Source organism: Actinokineospora sp. PR83 (assembly GCF_021056305.1).
GTDB classification, from domain to species: Bacteria; Actinomycetota; Actinomycetes; order Mycobacteriales; family Pseudonocardiaceae; genus Actinokineospora; species Actinokineospora spheciospongiae.
The window spans coordinates 1-16,966 of sequence record NZ_JAJCXD010000102.1; the positions used below are offsets into that span (position 1 = coordinate 1).

16 protein-coding genes are annotated in these 16,966 nt (G+C 72.9%); 11 read left to right on the plus strand and 5 right to left on the minus strand.

The window, feature by feature from the left end:
• Positions 1 to 173: 173 nt before the first annotated feature.
• Positions 174 to 1,130 (minus strand): 4-hydroxy-3-methylbut-2-enyl diphosphate reductase, encoded by a 957-nt coding sequence (locus tag L6E12_RS29760; protein ID WP_236231250.1) that lies wholly within the window; start codon positions 1,128 to 1,130, stop codon positions 174 to 176.
• Positions 1,131 to 1,219: 89 nt separating this feature from the next.
• On the opposite strand from L6E12_RS29760, the gene L6E12_RS29765 reads away from it, so the two are divergent.
• From L6E12_RS29765 to L6E12_RS29780, 4 genes are read left to right on the plus strand one after another with little or no spacing between them, the layout of a single operon-like run.
• The gene (locus L6E12_RS29765) at positions 1,220 to 2,005 is read left to right on the plus strand and encodes a lipid droplet-associated protein (protein WP_236231251.1); all 786 of its coding nucleotides are present in this window, start codon (positions 1,220 to 1,222) and stop codon (positions 2,003 to 2,005) included.
• Between the two features lie 27 nt (positions 2,006 to 2,032).
• Positions 2,033 to 3,301: an exodeoxyribonuclease VII large subunit gene (gene xseA / locus L6E12_RS29770; protein WP_236231252.1), complete on the plus strand. Its 1,269-nt coding sequence runs from the start codon at positions 2,033 to 2,035 to the stop codon at positions 3,299 to 3,301.
• Between the two features lie 2 nt (positions 3,302 to 3,303).
• Positions 3,304 to 3,714, plus strand: a complete 411-nt coding sequence (locus L6E12_RS29775; RefSeq protein WP_236231253.1) for a sugar ABC transporter substrate-binding protein — start codon at positions 3,304 to 3,306, stop codon at positions 3,712 to 3,714.
• Positions 3,711 to 3,911, plus strand: coding sequence for an exodeoxyribonuclease VII small subunit (locus tag L6E12_RS29780; protein WP_236231254.1), 201 nt, complete (start codon positions 3,711 to 3,713; stop codon positions 3,909 to 3,911). Before L6E12_RS29775 ends, L6E12_RS29780 begins: the two co-directional genes overlap by 4 nt.
• Positions 3,912 to 4,074: 163 nt before the next feature.
• Here L6E12_RS29780 and L6E12_RS29785 read toward each other — a convergent pair whose 3' ends face one another.
• Complete coding sequence (locus L6E12_RS29785; RefSeq protein WP_308075347.1) at positions 4,075 to 4,899, minus strand: DUF4245 domain-containing protein; 825 nt, start codon at positions 4,897 to 4,899, stop codon at positions 4,075 to 4,077.
• Between L6E12_RS29785 and glpX the strand changes: the two genes are divergently transcribed.
• Both glpX and L6E12_RS29795 read left to right on the plus strand, forming a co-directional pair.
• On the plus strand, positions 4,799 to 5,866 hold the full coding sequence (glpX, locus tag L6E12_RS29790) for a class II fructose-bisphosphatase (RefSeq protein WP_236231256.1): 1,068 nt from the start codon (positions 4,799 to 4,801) through the stop codon (positions 5,864 to 5,866). The two genes, L6E12_RS29785 and glpX, sit on opposite strands and share 101 nt — an antisense overlap.
• Positions 5,867 to 6,097: 231 nt before the next feature.
• Positions 6,098 to 6,724, plus strand: a complete 627-nt coding sequence (locus L6E12_RS29795; protein WP_236231257.1) for a L,D-transpeptidase — start codon at positions 6,098 to 6,100, stop codon at positions 6,722 to 6,724.
• Positions 6,725 to 6,788: 64 nt separating this feature from the next.
• On the opposite strand, the gene L6E12_RS29800 is transcribed toward L6E12_RS29795, so the two are convergent.
• On the minus strand, positions 6,789 to 7,769 hold the full coding sequence (locus L6E12_RS29800; RefSeq protein WP_236231258.1) for an NAD(P)/FAD-dependent oxidoreductase: 981 nt from the start codon (positions 7,767 to 7,769) through the stop codon (positions 6,789 to 6,791).
• A 102-nt stretch (positions 7,770 to 7,871) separates the two neighbouring features.
• Here L6E12_RS29800 and L6E12_RS29805 point away from each other — a divergent pair, with 102 nt between their 5' ends.
• Entirely contained in the window at positions 7,872 to 9,263 is a 1,392-nt protein-coding gene (locus L6E12_RS29805) for a class II fumarate hydratase (RefSeq protein WP_236231259.1), read from the plus strand.
• Between the two features lie 127 nt (positions 9,264 to 9,390).
• Here the strand turns inward: L6E12_RS29805 and L6E12_RS29810 are convergent, their stop codons facing one another.
• Complete coding sequence (locus L6E12_RS29810; protein ID WP_236231260.1) at positions 9,391 to 10,242, minus strand: NAD(P)-dependent oxidoreductase; 852 nt, start codon at positions 10,240 to 10,242, stop codon at positions 9,391 to 9,393.
• Between the two features lie 168 nt (positions 10,243 to 10,410).
• Here L6E12_RS29810 and L6E12_RS29815 point away from each other — a divergent pair, with 168 nt between their 5' ends.
• The 4 genes from L6E12_RS29815 to L6E12_RS29830 all read left to right on the plus strand — a co-directional run bounded on the left by L6E12_RS29815 (position 10,411) and on the right by L6E12_RS29830 (position 15,520).
• On the plus strand, positions 10,411 to 11,949 hold the full coding sequence (locus L6E12_RS29815; protein WP_236231261.1) for an ATP-dependent DNA ligase: 1,539 nt from the start codon (positions 10,411 to 10,413) through the stop codon (positions 11,947 to 11,949).
• A gap of 91 nt (positions 11,950 to 12,040) precedes the next feature.
• Positions 12,041 to 13,477, plus strand: coding sequence for a GuaB1 family IMP dehydrogenase-related protein (locus L6E12_RS29820; protein WP_236231262.1), 1,437 nt, complete (start codon positions 12,041 to 12,043; stop codon positions 13,475 to 13,477).
• A 157-nt stretch (positions 13,478 to 13,634) separates the two neighbouring features.
• The gene (locus L6E12_RS29825; RefSeq protein ID WP_236231282.1) at positions 13,635 to 14,696 is read left to right on the plus strand and encodes an ABC transporter ATP-binding protein; all 1,062 of its coding nucleotides are present in this window, start codon (positions 13,635 to 13,637) and stop codon (positions 14,694 to 14,696) included.
• The gene (locus L6E12_RS29830) at positions 14,693 to 15,520 is read left to right on the plus strand and encodes an ABC transporter permease (RefSeq protein ID WP_236231263.1); all 828 of its coding nucleotides are present in this window, start codon (positions 14,693 to 14,695) and stop codon (positions 15,518 to 15,520) included. The genes L6E12_RS29825 and L6E12_RS29830 overlap by 4 nt, the downstream gene beginning before the upstream one ends.
• 498 nt (positions 15,521 to 16,018) lie before the next feature.
• On the opposite strand, the gene L6E12_RS29835 is transcribed toward L6E12_RS29830, so the two are convergent.
• Complete coding sequence (locus L6E12_RS29835) at positions 16,019 to 16,879, minus strand: SGNH/GDSL hydrolase family protein (RefSeq protein ID WP_236231264.1); 861 nt, start codon at positions 16,877 to 16,879, stop codon at positions 16,019 to 16,021.
• Between the last annotated feature and the right edge of the window lie 87 nt (positions 16,880 to 16,966).

A 16,966-nucleotide genomic window follows, 5' to 3' on the forward strand; every position in this document is an offset into this window, starting at 1 on the left:
AGCGCCGCCCCCGCCCGGCGCGCGAGGAGGCCAAGCGCGAGCCGCGCCCCGGCCGCGCGCCGCGCGACCCCGGCCGCAAGCCCGCCGCGCGCAAGCCCCGCCCGGAGTAGACCCGGACAGCACGAGAGCCGAGACCCGGTACGGGGGTCTCGGCTCTCGGCCGTGTTCGGCGCTCAGGCGGGCTTGAGGTCCTTGCGCAGCTCCGGCGGCAGCGCGAAGGTGATCTTCTCGTTGGCCGTGGTGACCTCGTCGACCTGGCCGTAGCCGCGCTCGGCCAGCCACGCCAGCAGGTCCATCACCAGGTTGTCCGGCACCGAGGCGCCGCTGGTGACGCCGACCGTGGTCACGCCGTCGAGCCAGGCCTCGTCCACCTCGTGCGCGTAGTCCACCAGGTACGAGGCGTTCGCCCCGGCCTGCACCGCGACCTCGACCAGCCGCTTGGAGTTCGAGGAGTTCACCGACCCGACGACCAGCACCAGCTCGCACTCCGGCGCCAGCGCCTTCACCGCGAACTGGCGGTTCGAGGTGGCGTAGCAGATGTCGTCGCTCGGCGGGTCCTGCAGGTCCGGGAAGCGGTTCTTGAGCTGGTTGACCCGCACCATGGTCTCGTCGACCGAGAGCGTGGTCTGCGACAGCCAGATGACCTTCGACGGGTCGCGGACCACGACCTTGTCGACGTCCTCGGCGGTGTCGACGAGCTGCACGTGCTCGGGCGCCTCGCCTGCGGTCCCCTCGACCTCCTCGTGGCCCTCGTGGCCGATCAGCAGGATGTCGTAGTCGTCCTTGGCGAACCGCTTGGCCTCGTAGTGCACCTTGGTCACCAGCGGGCAGGTGGCGTCGATCGTGCGCAGGTTGCGCTCGGCCGCCTGCTCGTGGACCGCGGGCGAGACGCCGTGCGCGGAGAACACGACCATGGCGCCCTCGGGCACCTCGTCGGCCTCGTCGACGAAGATCGCGCCGCGCTCGCGCAGCGTCTCCACGACGTGCTTGTTGTGCACGATCTCCTTGCGGACGTAGACGGGCGCACCGTAGGTTTCCAGGGCCTTTTCCACCGTGATGACGGCCCGGTCGACACCGGCGCAGTAGCCGCGCGGCTTGGCCAGCAACACGCGCTTGGTCGGAGCACTCATACCACCCAGGGTACGTGTGGCCCGGGTCTCGCGAAGAGGGCGCCGTGGCCCGCTGTGCAGAACCGGTGGATTCCGGCAGGCTGGTGCCCATGAAGCCCCTCCCCCTGCCGGTGCGCCTCGCGGCCGGGCTCGCGGCCACGGCGGTCGAGCGCGCCCGGGACCTGCCCCGCCGGATCATCGGTCTCCCGGTCACCATCGCCAGCCAGGCGCTGCAGGCGTCCATGCGGGTGCAGCAGCAGGTCACCGAGCTGGCCGTCAAGGGCGACGAGGCGCTGGCCCTGCTGCGCCCGGTCGAGGAATCACCGGAGTGGGCGACCTTCGACGAGGACGTCGACCCGATCGCCCCGCCCGCCGCCGCCGACCCGCGCCGCCCCGCCTTCGACCGGGTCACCGACGACGACCTGGACGACCTGGACGACCTCGAGGACGAACTGGACGCCGGGTTCGACGACGGGTTCGACCTGGACGACCTGGACGACGAGTCCGACGAGGACGGGTCCGCGGTGGACACCGCGGTCGCCACGTCCACCGCGGACCCCACGGCCGGGGTGGCCGTCGACGGGGACGCCGAGGTCGACGTGGCCGACGACCCGGCGGCCGAGGCCGCCGCGGAGGAGGCTGCTGAGGAGGCCGCGCTGGAGGCCGAGGCCACCGGTGCCGACCCGTGGGAGCAGGAGCAGAAGGCGATCGCCAACGCCCCCGCCGCGGTCCCCAACTACGACGAGCTGTCGCTGCCGCAACTGCGCGCCCGGCTGCGCACGTTCTCCGTCGCCGACCTGGAGGAGCTGCTGTCCTACGAGCGCTCCGGGGAGAACCGCGCCTCGTTCGTCGGGATGCTCACCCGGCGCATCGAGACGGTGCGCGACCAGCAGTGACCCGACCGAGCCCGACCGAAAGCCACCGTGACTGAGAACAGCACCACCGCCAAACCCGGCTCCACCCCGGAGGAGCCGTGGCCGGTCCGCACCGTGGCCCGCAAGATCGCCGACTGGATCAACCGGCTCGGCACCGTGTGGGTCGAGGGCCAGCTCACGCAGATCTCCGCCCGCCCCGGCACCGGTACCGCGTTCCTCACCCTGCGCGACCCGGCGGCGGACGTGTCGATGACGGTCACCTGCGCCACCGCGGTGCTGCGGCAGCACGAGCCGCCGCTGACCGACGGCACCCGGGTCGTCGTGCGCGCGAAGCCGACGTTCTTCCTCAACCGCGGCACGCTGAGCCTGCGCGCCGACGAGATCCGGGCCGTGGGCGTCGGCGAGCTGCTGGCCAGGATCGAGCGGCTGCGCAGGCTGCTCGCCGCCGAGGGCCTGTTCGACGCGCGGCGCAAGCGCAGGCCGCCGTTCCTGCCGCGCAAGGTCGGCCTGATCACCGGCCGCGCCTCGGCCGCCGAGCACGACGTGCTGGTCAACGCCACCGCGCGCTGGCCCGCGGTGGCGTTCCGAGTGGAGAACGTGGCCGTGCAGGGCGCGACGGCGGTGCCGCAGATCCTCGACGCGCTGCGGGTGCTCGACCGCGACCCGGAGGTGGAGGTCATCGTGATCGCCCGCGGCGGCGGCAGCGTGGAGGACCTGCTGCCGTTCTCCGACGAGGCGCTGTGCCGGGCGGTGTCGGAGTGCCGCACGCCGGTGCTCAGCGCGATCGGGCACGAACCGGACACCCCGCTGCTCGACCACGTGGCCGACCTGCGCTGCTCCACCCCCACCGACGCGGGCAAGCGAGTGGTGCCGGACGTGGCCGAGGAGTCCGCGCGGGTGCGCCAGGCCCGCGACCGGGCCCGCCGGGCGCTGCACGGGTGGGTGGACCGCGAACTGCGGCTGCTGACCCAGCTCCGCAGCAGGCCGGTGCTGGCCGACCCGGTGTCCCCGCTGCTCAGGCGGGCCGACGAGGTGCGCGCGCTGACCGAGCGGGGCAGGCGGGCGCTGCTGGGCAGGCTGGCCGAGGAGTCCGCCGGGCTGGCCGCGACCCGGGCCCGCTTGACGACCCTGGGGCCAGCCGCCACGCTTGCCCGTGGGTATGCGGTCGTCCAGCGGACCGATGCCGGAGGGATCCCCCGCGTGCTGCGCTCGACCGACGACGCCGCCGAGGGCGCGACCCTGCGGATCAGGCTGGCCGACGGCGCCCTGCACGCGGTCGTCACCGGCGACCGGGACCCGGCGCACGAGGGGAGGTAGCGGTGGCCACGACCAGCAACGAACCCACCTTCCTGCCGCTCACCCTCTCCACGGCGTGCACCATCTCCCGCGACCCCGACTCCCCCCGCTCCGCCCGCGAGGTCCACTGGTCGGCGATCCGCGCGGACGCCGCCGCCGCCGAGGCGTGGGCCACCCTCCTGGCGGGCTGCGCCAACACCGGCCGCCACCAGCTCCCCCGGCGCCTGCGCGAACTGTGCACGGCGGCGGGCCTGTACGCGGGCCCCGCCGCCCCGGCCAACCAGAGCCGGATCAACCGCGCGGGCGCCCGCATCACCGAGGCCGTGACCGACCGCGACGGCGCCGACTTCGCCGAGGCGTTCGTCGGCTTCGACCAGGCGGTGGCCACCGTCCTCGCCCGAGCCCTGACCCGTCTGGAGAGCCCAGCAAGGTGACCACCCCCGGCTACGAACAGGCCCGCGACGAACTGGTGGCGGTCGTCGCCAAGCTGGAGGCGGGCGGCCTCTCCCTGGAGGAGTCCCTGACCCTCTGGGAACGCGGCGAAACCCTGGCCAAGATCTGCGACAAGCACCTGGCGGGCGCCCGCGAACGCGTGGAGACCGCCTTGGCCGCCGCCGAAGCCGAGGACTAGGCCGTGTTTCGGAAGTCTCGTTCGATGAGAGTCGTGATCGGGGTGGTTCCTGGTGGTGCGGGAGGAGGGCGCCGATACCGGGGTTGTATCGGTGTCCTCCTCCCGTGCCGCCAGGGGCCGCATCCGGCGCGGCTATCGCGAACACGGGCTTTCGAAACGCGGCCTAGCCCCTCTCGACCGGCCGCCCGGTCTGCACGGCCCGCGCGAGCGTGCGGAACTCGTCCTCGGTGCCGGTGCCGGTGATCAGCGCGGTGGTGTCGCCGAGGTCGACGGTCCACGCCCGCTCCGCCCGCCTGCCCGGGTGGACCGTCCACTGTGTCCCGTCGACGTCGACCGACCCGGTCGGCGGCGACTCGTTCTCCGTCTCGGCTCGCACCAGGTCGGCCGGGTCGGCGCCGGACTGGCTGAGCTGCACGTACCGCTCGGGCGTCAGCCACCCGACGCGCACCACCACCGAGGCGGGCGCGGCCGGGCCGGTGGAGCTGGAGTTCGCCCGCCACCCCCCGGGCACCGACGGCAGCCGCAACGGGAAGTCGAGGGTCCCCGCCACCTGCGCGAACTGCTGCTCCACGTCCACAGTGGGCAACGACGACGTGTCCGCGGCGGGCCCACCCGGGTTGAACGAGCAGCTCTTGTTGAACAGGAGCAATGCGGCGATGATCACCAGCAGCGCGATCAGGGACAGGACCATGTCCCGCAGTCCCTGGTTCAGACGGTTCTTCGGCGGCGGACCGGCCGGTTCTCCTGGTGTGGCCACGCCCCCCATCGTCGCAGGCGACGCAGGGTGACGAGCGGCACGGCTCGGTGACAGCGCGTGGACCCGCGCTGATCTGGGAGGATGCGAAATGGTCCAGTTCCCCCGACCACGTCTTTGCCGGGAGGCAACCATGAGTACCCCGACCCCGTCCACCACCGGCACCCGCCGCCGCGAGGCACCGGACCGCAACCTGGCGATGGAGCTGGTGCGGGTCACCGAGGCGGCGGCCATGGCGGCGGGCCGCTGGGTGGGGCGCGGTGACAAGAACGGCGGCGACGGCGCCGCGGTGGACGCCATGCGCAAGCTGGTCGGCACCGTGTCCATGCGCGGTGTGGTCGTCATCGGCGAGGGCGAGAAGGACGAGGCGCCCATGCTCTACAACGGCGAGGAGGTCGGCAACGGCGACGGCCCCGACTGCGACGTCGCGGTGGACCCGGTCGACGGCACCACCCTGATGGCGAAGGGGATGCCGAACGCGCTGGCCGTGCTCGCCGTGGCCGAGCGCGGGGCGATGTTCGACCCGTCCGCGGTGTTCTACATGGAGAAGCTGGCGGTGGGCCCGGAGGCGGCCGACGTCGTCGACATCACCGCCCCGGTCGCGGAGAACATCCGCCGCGTGGCCAAGGCGAAGGACACCGACGTCTCCGACGTGACGGTGTGCATCCTGGACCGCCCCCGGCACGAGGGCATCGTCAAGGAGGTGCGCGAGGCGGGCGCCCGCATCCACTTCATCTCCGACGGCGACGTGGCCGGGGCCATCTCCGCGGCCCGCCCGTCCACCGGCATCGACATGCTGATCGGCATCGGCGGCACCCCCGAGGGCATCATCGCCGCGGCGGCGCTCAAGTGCATGGGCGGCGCCATCCAGGGCAAGCTGTGGCCCAAGGACGACGAGGAGCGGGCCAAGGCCGTCGCCGCGGGCCACGACCTGGACCGGGTCCTGCTCACCGACGACCTCGTCCGCGGCGACAACGTCTTCTTCTGCGCCACCGGGGTGACCGACGGCGACCTGCTGCGCGGCGTGCACTACCGCTCCGGCGGCTGCACCACCCAGTCGATCGTCATGCGCTCCAAGTCCGGCACCCTGCGGATGATCGACGGCTTCCACCGCCTGACGAAGCTGCGCGAGTACAGCTCGGTGGACTTCGACCGCGTCTCCGAGGGCACGGCCGAGGACTCCATCCCGCCGCTGCCGTAGCGGCCCCCGCGAAGGCCCCCTCCCGGTCCGGGAGCGGGGCCTTTGTCCTTCCCGGGCCCGGCCCCGGAAATGACACCGTCCGTGAGCATTTCGGTCGCCCGGTCGTGGGCGGGTCACGAGTTGGTCGCAGTCGACAACCCGCCCTCGCACCGGAGCGTCTCCATGCACGAGGGTCTGCCTCACAGGACGTGTCGGCCGGACGGCCGACCGGGGGTGGCGAGGAGCCGGTACATGCGCAAGGTCATCCTGGGGGTCGCGGCGGTCGCGGTGGGCCTGTTGTCGGCGTGCGGCACGGGCGGCGGGGACACCGCCGCGCAGGTGCCCGCGGTCTTGAGCACCGCACCGCCGACGACCACCACAGCCACCAGCACCACCGTGGCGCCGACGACCACCACCACGGTCGCGCCGACCACCACCACCACGAAACCCAAGCCGACCACCACCACCAAGCCCAGCACGACCAAGCCCAAGCCCACGACGACCAAGCCCAAGCCCGCCCCGTCGCCGGGCACGCCGTGCACGACCGACGCCGACGCCTGCATCGACCTGAGCGCGAACCAGTCGTGGCTGCTCGAGGACGGGAAGGTGGTCTACGGCCCGGTGCCGATCACCAGCGGCCGCCCCGGATACCTGACCCCGCCCGGCACCTTCAAGGTGCAGTGGAAGGACATCGACCACAAGAGCAGCGAGTTCAACGACGCCCCGATGCCCTACTCGGTGTTCTTCAACAGCGGCATCGCGTTCCACCAGGGCAGCCTCAAGGTGAAGTCGCACGGCTGCATCCACCTGTCGAACGCCGCCGCCAAGACCTTCTACAACGGCCTCAAGGTCGGCGACGTCGTCCAGGTGGTCAAGTAGTCCCCAGCTCGAACGCGGGAGCGGCACCCGGGTCTCCGGGCGCCGCTCCCGCGTGCCGACGAGGTCACTCCCCGCCGCTGGAGTGCCCGGGGAACAGGTGGGCCGCCGGGTCCAGTGCGACCGCGATGTTGTTCACCGCCGTGGCCGCCTCCCCGAACCCGGTGGCGATCAGCTTCACCTTGCCCGGGTAGGCCGCGACGTCCCCCGCCGCGTACACCAGTTCCCGACCGGTCCGCATGGTCGAGTCCACCGGGATGGACCGGTGCGCGACCTCCAGCCCCCACGACTCGATCGGCCCCAGGTCGGCGGTGAACCCGAGCGCGGCGACGACGGCCTGGGCGGGCAGTTCCTCCTCGCCATCGACCCCCTTCACCGCGATCGACACCGAGCGCAGCTCCCGCTCGCCGTTGAACGACACGACCTCCGCGTCGGTGACGACCCGCACGCCCAGCCCCTGCACCTGCCGCACGGTCGAGGGCATCGCCCGGAACCGGGCCCGCCGGTGCACGATGGTCACGCTCGCCGCGATCGGGTGCAGCGCGAGCGCCCAGTCGAACGCCGAGTCCCCGCCGCCGACGACCACCACGTCCTGCCCCCGGTGCGCGTCCAGGGCTGGCACGAAGTGCACCATGCCCCGCCCGAGCCAGCCGGTCCCGGCGGGCAGCGGCCGGGGCGTGAACTCGCCGATCCCCGCGGTGATCAGCACGGACCTGGCCCGCACCGAGACCCCGCCGTCGAGCCCGACGGCGAACCGACCGTCCTCTTCGGACAATTCGTGCGCCCGCCGCCCCAGCAGGTAGGTCGGCTTCCACTGGTCGGCCTGGTCGACCAGCGCCCGCACCAGGTCGCGCCCGCGCACGGCGGGGAAACCGGCCACGTCGTAGATCATCTTCTCCGGGTACATGGCGGTCACCTGCCCGCCCGCCTCCGGCAGCGAGTCCACCACCGCGGTGGACAGCTCGCGGAACCCGGCGTAGTAGGCGCCGTAGAGCCCGGTCGGGCCCGCGCCGACGATCAGCAGGTCGACGTCGATGGGAGAGGTCATGCGTCCCCGCTCTCCAGGGAAGTGGTGGTGCGAGCCACCCTATGTGGCGAAGACGACGTTGCGCACCCCGCGAAGACCCCCGAACCGGACGACACTGGGGTCATGACCGACTACCGCATCGAGCACGACACCATGGGCGAGGTCAGGGTTCCGGCGGACGCGCTGTGGCGCGCGCAGACCCAGCGGGCGGTCGAGAACTTCCCGATCTCCGGCCGCGGCCTGGAGCGGGCGCAGATCCGCGCCCTCGGCCTACTCAAGGCCGCCGCGGCCCGGGTGAACGCCCGCTTCGGCGTCCTCGACGACGACGTGGCCGAGGCCATCGCCGCGGCCGCGACCGAGGTCGCCGAGGGCGCCCACGACGACCAGTTCCCGATCGACGTCTTCCAGACCGGCTCCGGCACCTCGTCGAACATGAACGCCAACGAGGTCATCGCCACCCTCGCCACGCGGGCCCTGGGCCGGGAGGTCCACCCCAACGACCACGTCAACGCCTCCCAGTCGTCCAACGACACCTTCCCCACCACCCTGCGCGTCGCCGCCACCGAGGCCCTGGCCACCGACGTCGTCCCGGCCCTGGAAACCCTCGCCGAGGCCGTCGAGGACCGCGCCGAGGACTGGGCGGACGTGGTCAAGTCCGGCCGCACCCACCTCATGGACGCCGTCCCGATCACCCTGGGCCAGGAGGCGGGCGCCTGGGCCGCCCAGCTCCGCTTCGGCGTCGAGCGCCTGCACGCGGTCCTGCCCAGGCTGGCGGAGCTGCCCATCGGCGGCACGGCCGTCGGCAGCGGCCTCAACGCCCCCGACGGCTTCGGCATGGCGGTCGCCGCGGAGCTGGCCCAGCTCACCGACCTCCCGCTGACCGAGGCCCGCGACCACTTCGAGGCCCAGGCCACCCAGGACTCGGTGGTGGAGGCCTCCGGCGCCCTGCGCACGGTCGCGGTGTCGCTGTTCAAGATCGCCAACGACCTGCGCTGGCTCGGCTCCGGCCCGCGCACCGGCCTGGGCGAGATCGCCCTGCCGGACCTGCAACCGGGCTCGTCGATCATGCCCGGCAAGGTCAACCCGGTCCTCCCGGAGGCGACGATGATGGTCGTCGCCCAGGTCATCGGCAACGACGCGGCGGTCGCGTTCGCGGGCACCCATGGCAACTTCCAGCTCAACGTGATGCTGCCGGTGATCGCCCGCAACGTCCTGGAGAGCGCCCGCCTCCTCGCCGCGGTCGCCCGCCTGCTGGCGTCGAAGGTCGTCGGGGGCATCACGCCGAACGTGGAGCACCTGCGCGAGCTGGCGGAGTCGTCCCCGTCGATCGTGACCCCGCTGAACAGGTACCTCGGCTACGAGGAGGCGGCGTCGATCGCCAAGCAGTCGCTCAAGGAGCGACGGACCATCCGCGAGGTGGTCCTCGAACGCGGCCACGTGGACTCCGGCAAGCTCACCGAGGCCCAGCTCGACGAGGCCCTGGACGTCCTGCGGATGGCGCGCGGCGGCAGGTAGCCACCCGGGGTCGGGCCCGGGTGGGCCCGACCCCGGCGCCGAGACCACCGTGCAGCCGTGGGCCGCGCCCTCGCCGGGCGGGTACCCCGGCACGACGGCGTGCCGGAGGCCGCCGGAACGCCTGCCGTCACCCGGGTCCCACCTCGGTGGGCGAAGCGGGGCCGTGCTCGGGGTGGTAATCCAGTCGCCTGGACGCCTCCCGCGAGTCGTACACCCTGTCGATCTTCGCGGGCAGGGCCCAGCCCCGTCGCCGGAACAACGCCGCCACCTGCGGTGCGCGTAGCGCGATGACGGCCGGGGCGTCGAGCCACAGCCGCCTGGTGTCCGTCGGCCTGAACACCAGCGGGCCTGCGATGGTGAACACACCGGTCACGCCCTGGCGCTCGAGTGCCAGGCGGTGCGCGCGGGCCACGTCCGACAGGGCGACCCCGCGGTACAGCCGGTGCGCGGCCCGGACCTCCGGGGCCTCGGCGAAGCAGCGGGCGATGCGCAGCACCACCGTCGACAACCGCTCGTCGCGGTGGACGCCGACGAGCGCCTCGGCTTCGAGCTTGGTCTCGTCGTAGACGTCGCGGGGCCGCGGGACGAGCTCCTCGTCCACCCACACGGCGCGGTCGCCGGGCACCATGGCGTGCCCGTACACCGAGGTGCTGCTGGTGTAGACCACCCGCCGCACACCGCACCGGGCCGCCTGCTCCAGCAGGGCGGCCGTGGCGTCGACGTTGACCGAGCGGAACTCGCCGTCGGGCACGCTCCCGACGTGCGGGGCGTGCAGCGCGGCCGTGTGCACGACCGCTCCCACGCCCGCGACGGCTCGGGCGCGCACCGCGGCGTCGCGCAGGTCGCCCCGGTGGGTGGTCCACCGCCCCGGCCGGGCGTCCCACCCGCGAACCGCCCACCCGGCCGAGTGCAGCTCACGGGCGATCGCCGCGCCCACCACACCGGAGGACCCGGTCACCAGCACCTGAGGGGTGTCCACGGAGTCGGCACTGTACGGGTGGCGCGGGGTGCGGCGCCTGCCGTTTCCCGGGCCGGGCCGCCCGCCCGCCGGTGGATTCGGCTGCCCCCGGGCGAGTTCGGCGACCCGGTGCCACCACCTGCCCGCGGTTGCGTCGCGGATGTCGGTCCCCCGGGGCACCATGGGGCCATGCTGACATTCGGCGAGGTCGTGGCGGTGTCCGCCGAGGTCGGCCGGACGCGGTCCCGGCTGGCCAAGGTCGACGCGCTGGCCGGGTTGCTGGTGCGCGCCGACGGCCCGGACGAGGTCGAGGTCGTCGTGGCGTTCCTCGCCGGGGCGCCCCGGCAGGGCCGGATCGGGGCGGGTTGGCGGACCCTGCACGCCCTGCTCGACCGACCCGCCGAGACCTCCACCCTGACCGTCACCGACGTCGACACCACCTTCACCGCGGTGGCCGCGACCAGCGGCAAGGGTTCCACCGCCGCCCGCGCCGAACTGCTCAAGGGCCTGCTCGACCGGGCCACCCGGGCCGAGCAGGACTTCCTCCGCGCCCTGCTCACCGGCGAGCTGCGCCAGGGCGCCCTCGAAGGTGTGATGCTCGACGCCGTGGCCCGCGCCGCCGACGTGCCCGGCGCCGACGTCCGCCGCGCCTTCATGCTCTCCGGGCACCTCCCCGCCACCGCCCGCGCCGCGCTCGATGGCGGCTCGGCGGCGCTGCAGGCGTTTGCGCTCGAACTCGGCCGCCCGGTCCGCCCGATGCTCGCCTCCCCCGGCGCCACCCTGCACGACGCGCTCGCCGAACTCTCCCCCTGCCTGGTCGAGTTCAAGCTCGACGGCGCCCGCATCCAGGTCCACAAGGACGGCGACACCGTCTCCGTCCACACCCGCACGCTGCGCGACATCACCGCGAGCGTCCCCGAACTCGTGGACCTCGTCCGCGGCCTCCCCTGCCACAGCGCCGTCCTGGACGGTGAGACGCTCGCGCTCCACGACGACGGCCGCCCCCGCCCCTTCCAGGAGACCATGTCCCGCTTCGGCAGCACCGTCGACGAGCAGGTCAAGGCCCTCCTCCTGCGCCCGTGGTTCTTCGACTGCCTGCACCTCGACGGCACCGACCTGCTCGACGCCCCGCTGCGCGAGCGCAACCGGGCGCTCAAGCGGGCCGTCGGCGAGCACGTCATCCCCGGCGTCCTCGAACCCACCCCGGAGCAGGCCGACGACCTGACCGAGGCCGCCCTCGCCGCGGGCCACGAGGGCGTCGTGGTCAAGTCCCTGGACTCGGTCTACGCGGCGGGCAGGCGCGGCAAGGCGTGGCAGAAGGTCAAGCCGGTGCACACCCTCGACCTGGTCGTCCTCGGCGCCGAGTGGGGCCACGGCCGCCGCACCGGCCTCCTGTCCAACCTCCACCTCGGTGCCCGCGACCCCGACGGCGGTCCTCCGGTCATGGTCGGCAAGACCTTCAAGGGCCTCACCGACGAACTCCTGCGCCGGCAGACCGACGAGTTCCCCGCCCACGAGTCCCACCGCGACGACTGGGCGGTGTACCTGCGGCCGTCGGTCGTCGTGGAGATCGCCCTCGACGGCGTGCAGGTCAGCACCCGCTACCCGGGCGGTGTGGCGCTGCGCTTCGCCCGGGTCGTCCGCTACCGCCCGGACAAGTCCGCCGCCGAGGCCGACACGATCGACGCGGTGCGCGCCCTCCTGCCGGGCGCACCGGTCAATCCTTAGTGGACACCCCTGAACAGGCGTCCCAACAGCCGAAACGCACCCTGTGGACAACTTTTCGCGCGCCGGGCCCGAACGCCGTAACGTTCCCCCCATGCGCTTCTACCACGCCACACCGCAGCACGACCTCACCTACGACGACGTCTTCCTGGTGCCCGCCCGGTCCCCGGTGGAGAGCCGCTTCGACGTCGACATGTCCACTTCGGACGGGACGGGCGCCACCATCCCCATCGTGGTGGCCAACATGACCGCCGTCGCGGGCAGGCGGATGGCCGAGACGGTCGCCAGGCGCGGCGGCCTGGTCGTGCTCCCGCAGGACGTCGACCCCGGCGCGGTGGCCGACATCACCGCCTGGGTCAAGGCCCGGCACCCGGTCTGGGACACCCCGCTGGTCCTGGGCCCGGGTGACGCGGTCGCCGACGCCCTCAACCTGCTGCCCAAGCGGGCCCACGGCGCCGTGGTGGTGGTCGACGACGACGGCAGGCCCATCGGCACCGTGGACGAGGCCGCGTGCCTGGGCGTCGACCGCTTCACCCGCCTGCGCGAGGTGGCCGACCCGGCGGTGCTCACGCTCCCCGTCTCCACCGCCCCCCGCGAGGTCTTCCACGCCCTGGACGGCCGCACCACCAGGATCGCCGTGGCCGTCGACCCCTCCGGCCGCCTCGCGGGCGTCCTCACCGTCAAGGGGGCGCTGCGCGCCGACATCTACACCCCGGCCCTCGACAGCGAGTCCCGGCTCAGGGTGGCGGCGGCCGTGGGCGTCAACGGCGACGTGGCGGCCAAGGCGGGAGCCCTCCTGGAGGCGGGCGTGGACACCCTCGTGGTGGACACCGCGCACGGCCACCAGGAGAAGATGCTCACCGCCCTGCGCGCGGTCCGCGCCGTGGACCCGTCCGTCCCCGTGGTCGCGGGCAACGTCGTGACCCCCGACGGCGTGCGCGACCTCGTCGAGGCGGGCGCCGACGTGGTCAAGGTCGGCGTGGGCCCCGGCGCCATGTGCACCACCCGGATGATGACCGGCGTGGGCCGCCCCCAGTTCTCCGCGGTCCAGGAGTGCGCCGAGGCCGCCCACGCCCTCGGCAAGCACGTCTGGGCCGACGGCGGCGTCCGCCACCCCCGGGACGTGGCCCTCGCCCTGGCGGCGGGCGCGGCCTCGGTCATGGTCGGCTCCTGGTTCGCGGGCACCTACGAGTCCCCCGGCGACCTCCTGCGCGACGAGCAGGGCCGCGCCTACAAGGAATCCTTCGGCATGGCCTCCAAGCGCGCAGTCTCCGCCCGCACGCGCACCGACAGCGGCTTCGACCGGGCCCGCAAGGCCCTCTTCGAGGAGGGGATCTCCGCCTCCCGGATGCGCTTGGACCCCAACGCCCCCGGCGTCGAAGACCTCCTGGACGCCATCTGCTCCGGCGTCCGCAGCGCCTGCACCTACGCGGGCGCCACCACACTCGCGGAGTTCCACCGGAAAGCGGTGGTGGGCGTCCAGTCCGCCGCGGGCTTCGCCGAAGGCCGCCCCCTCCCCACCGGCTGGTGACCCCGCCCGGGACGCGGAACCGAAGAGGCCGCGACGAACCGGGCGCCCGAATGCCCCAGCACCGCAGGATCGGCCCAACAGCAACAAAACCTCAGGAGGTCCCCCAAACCGGACAGCAGCCGAAAACCACGCGGCCGACCACCGCCACCCCGCTACCCTGACCCGCGTGAGCGCGGTCGAGGTCATCGAATTGGTCAAGCAGTACAAGAAGAGTCCCAAACCCGCCGTCGACGGTCTCAGCTTCACCGTCGAACCCGGTGAGGTCTTCGGACTCCTGGGGCCCAACGGAGCGGGCAAGACGACCACGGTGGGGGTGCTGACCACCCGGGTCATGCCCACCGGCGGCAAGGCGAGGATCCTCGGCGTCGACGTCGTCGCCGAGGCCACCCGGGCGCGGCAGTTGCTGGCCGTCGTGCCGCAGCGCAACAACCTGGACCGGTCGCTGGACATCCGGGGGAACCTGCTGTTCCACGCCGCCTACCACGGGGTGGGTCGGGCGGAGCGGAACAAGCGGGCGGACGAGATCCTCGACCGGATGGGGCTCGCCGACCGGGCGGGCGACAAGGTGGACCTGGTCTCCGGCGGGCAGGCGCAGCGGATCATGATCGCCCGGGCGCTGATGCACCGGCCGAAGGTCATGTTCCTCGACGAGCCGTCGACCGGGCTGGACCCGCAGGCGCGGTTGTTCGTGCACGACCGGGTCGCCGAGTTGCGCGGTGAGGGGGTCACCGTCGTGCTGACCACGCACGACATGGACGAGGCGGAGAAGCTCTGCGACCGCATCGGGATCGTCGACCACGGGAAGCTGCTCGCGCTCGACACGCCCGCCGGGCTGACCAAGGGGCTGCCGGGCAGCACCACGGTCAGCGTCACCGTGCGGCTCGGCGACACCGAGGCGGTCAGGGTCGAAGCCGCGCTCGGGAGCATCGACGGGGTCGAGCGGGTGGAGTCGATCAGGGCAGGCGCGGCATCCCCGGCGGGGATGCCGCCCGGCCTGCCAGCGGGGATGCCGGGCCTGCCCGGCGGAGCACCCGCCGCCCCGGCCGCCGCCGCGGGCACCGCCCAGTACCGCCTCTACACCGGGCACGACGCGGCCGTGGTGCTGCCCGCCGTCCTGCGGGTGCTCGGCGACGAGTCGTGCGAGGTGTCCGACCTGTCCATCGGGACACCGAGCCTGGAAGACGTGTTCATCCACCTGACCGGGCGGGAGCTCCGATGACCACCACCGAGACCACCGGCACCGAGACCACGGCGTCCTCGCCCGTCGGCCTCGGCACGTCCCTGCGCACCTTCTGGTCGGTGCTGTGGCGCGACGTCGTCGTCACCGGCCGCGAGCTGCTGCCGTTCCTCGCCCAGGTGGTGGTGCAGCCGTTCTTCACCCTGTTCATCTTCGGCAAGGTGCTCACCAGCCTCGGGTACGTCGGCGGGGACTACGCGGCGATCCTGCTGCCGGGGATCGTGGCGCTCAACGGGTTCCTCGGCGCGCTCCAGAACACCACCATGCCGCTGATCATGGACTTCTCCTGGACGCGGGAGATCGAGGACCGGTTGCTGGCCCCGATGCCCATCTCCTGGGTGGCGGTGGAGAAGATCCTGTTCGGGGCGCTGCGCGGGATCGTCGCCGCCGCGGTGATGGTGCCGATCGGCTTCCTGATCCTCGACGACGTGAGCTGGCCCGCGAGCTCGTACCTGCCGATCTTCCTGATCATCGTGCTGGGCTCGCTGGCGGGCGGTGCCATCGGCATGGTCATCGGCACCTCCGTCCCACCGCGCCGGATCAACATCATGTTCGCGGTGATCATGATGCCGCTGATGTTCACCGGCAGCACGCAGTTCCCGTGGATGGGGCTGGAGCAGCTGCGCTGGTTCCAGGTCGTCTGCGCGCTCAACCCGCTGACGTACGTGAGCGAGGCGATGCGGGCGGAGCTGGTTCCCCAGGTGCCGCACATTCCGATGTGGATCAACCTGCTGGTGATGGTCGGGGCTTGTGCCCTGTTCGGGGCCATCGGGATCAGGGGGTTCCTCAAGCGGGCGCTCGACTGAGGTCTTCCTGCGGAGTTGCGGGGGTGGCTTGGTCGGGTGGCTTCGCCGGGGTCGCTGCGTGTGCTTCGGCTCAAGCGCCGGGATTTTGTTGGTGGTGCCCGGGTGGGTGGATCCGCTTGGGCGGGGCCCCTACAGCGATCATGCGCCCAGTGTGACCGAGTGGGGCTGAAGAGATGCCCCACAGCCCAAGCAGGCTTGCACATGATCGCTACCCCCACCCAAGCAGATCCACCCACCCGGGCCTTTGCGTAGCCGGGCCTGCGGTTGCGGGGGTGGCTGGTTTTCGCTGCGCCCGGTGGGGTTTCGGGCGGCTGGCCGCCCGGCGTGCGGTTGGGGGTGGTCGGTCGCTGCGCCTCCTCGGGTGGGCGGCGGCCGGGCCGGCGGTTTGGGGGGTGACGGCTGCGGCGAAAGGGTTCGGGTGGTTGGTGGTCAGACCTGTGGAATGCGGAACGCCCGGCCGGGAGTGTTCTCCCGGCCGGGCGTTCCGTTGTCCTGGGGTCAGTTGAGGTTCAGGGCCGCCATTGCCGCGGCGGCCATCTCGCGCTCGCCGAGGGCGTTGGGGTGGGCGAAGATGGAGTTCTGGGCGTTGATGGGCGGTTCGATCCAGCGGACGCCCGGGGCGGCGCACACGTCGTGGCCGTCGGCGAGCTGGTTGATGTCGACGTAGGTCACGCCGGTCGCGGCGGCGGCTCGGCCGATGGCGTCGTTGAGGGTGGCCTGGAGGGAGCGCATGTAGGGGATGTCGCCGGTGGCGACCGGGATCTTGTCGAAGCAGCCGCCGGTGGCAGGGACGATCCACGGGTAGCCGATGATGCCGACCTTGGCGTTCGGGGCCTTCTCGCGGACCGCCGTCAGGGCCTTGACCAGGTCCGGGTAGGTGGTGTTGCGGACGGTGTCCTCGAAGCTGGAACCGTTGCCGTCCTTGCAGGGGCTGCCCTTGCCGCCGGTGAAGAAGCCCGCGAGGGCGCAGGTGGCCGCGGCGCGGATGAAGATGCCGCTGTCGTTGCCGCCGATGGTCATGGTGACCACGTCGGTGTCGGCGCTCAGCGCGTCGACCTGCGGGGCCAGGCCCGGGTACTGGCTGGTGGTGAAGTGGCTGGTCTGGGCGGCGCCGCAGGTCACGTCGACCACGTTCGCGCCGGTCGCCCGGGCGATCAGGGTGGGGTAGTTGAGCGCGGAGCGCAGGCACTGGGCGGGGGCGCCCGGGGCGGACGGTGACACGCCGGAGGCCGCGCTGTAGGAGTCCCCGAGGGCGACGTAGTTGATCGGGTCGGCGGCGTTCGCGGACGTGGTGACGGCGAAGGTGCCCGCCGCGGCGATCATGGCGGCGGCGGCGGTGACGAGCAGGCGTCGGGACATGGCTTCCCTCGGGCGTTGGCGGCTTCGGCAACTACTCGGAAGTAGGTAACGCCGTCGCAGCGTGTCCCACCCCACGTCCGCCTGTCA

What these genes read in the sequence shown, in the direction of transcription:
- L6E12_RS29800 (WP_236231258.1), bottom strand. Translation starts at nt 7,769, where the DNA reads ATGACCTCTCCCATCGACGTCGACCTGCTGATCGTCGGCGCGGGCCCG.
- L6E12_RS29830 (WP_236231263.1), top strand. Translation starts at nt 14,693, where the DNA reads ATGACCACCACCGAGACCACCGGCACCGAGACCACGGCGTCCTCGCCC.
- L6E12_RS29835 (WP_236231264.1), bottom strand. Translation starts at nt 16,879, where the DNA reads ATGTCCCGACGCCTGCTCGTCACCGCCGCCGCCGCCATGATCGCCGCG.
- glpX (WP_236231256.1), top strand. Translation starts at nt 4,799, where the DNA reads ATGAGTACCCCGACCCCGTCCACCACCGGCACCCGCCGCCGCGAGGCA.
- L6E12_RS29795 (WP_236231257.1), top strand. Translation starts at nt 6,098, where the DNA reads ATGCGCAAGGTCATCCTGGGGGTCGCGGCGGTCGCGGTGGGCCTGTTG.
- L6E12_RS29820 (WP_236231262.1), top strand. Translation starts at nt 12,041, where the DNA reads ATGCGCTTCTACCACGCCACACCGCAGCACGACCTCACCTACGACGAC.
- L6E12_RS29805 (WP_236231259.1), top strand. Translation starts at nt 7,872, where the DNA reads ATGACCGACTACCGCATCGAGCACGACACCATGGGCGAGGTCAGGGTT.
- L6E12_RS29760 (WP_236231250.1), bottom strand. Translation starts at nt 1,130, where the DNA reads ATGAGTGCTCCGACCAAGCGCGTGTTGCTGGCCAAGCCGCGCGGCTAC.
- L6E12_RS29785 (WP_308075347.1), bottom strand. Translation starts at nt 4,899, where the DNA reads ATGGCCGCCGCCTCGGTGACCCGCACCAGCTCCATCGCCAGGTTGCGG.
- L6E12_RS29815 (WP_236231261.1), top strand. Translation starts at nt 10,411, where the DNA reads ATGCTGACATTCGGCGAGGTCGTGGCGGTGTCCGCCGAGGTCGGCCGG.
- L6E12_RS29765 (WP_236231251.1), top strand. Translation starts at nt 1,220, where the DNA reads ATGAAGCCCCTCCCCCTGCCGGTGCGCCTCGCGGCCGGGCTCGCGGCC.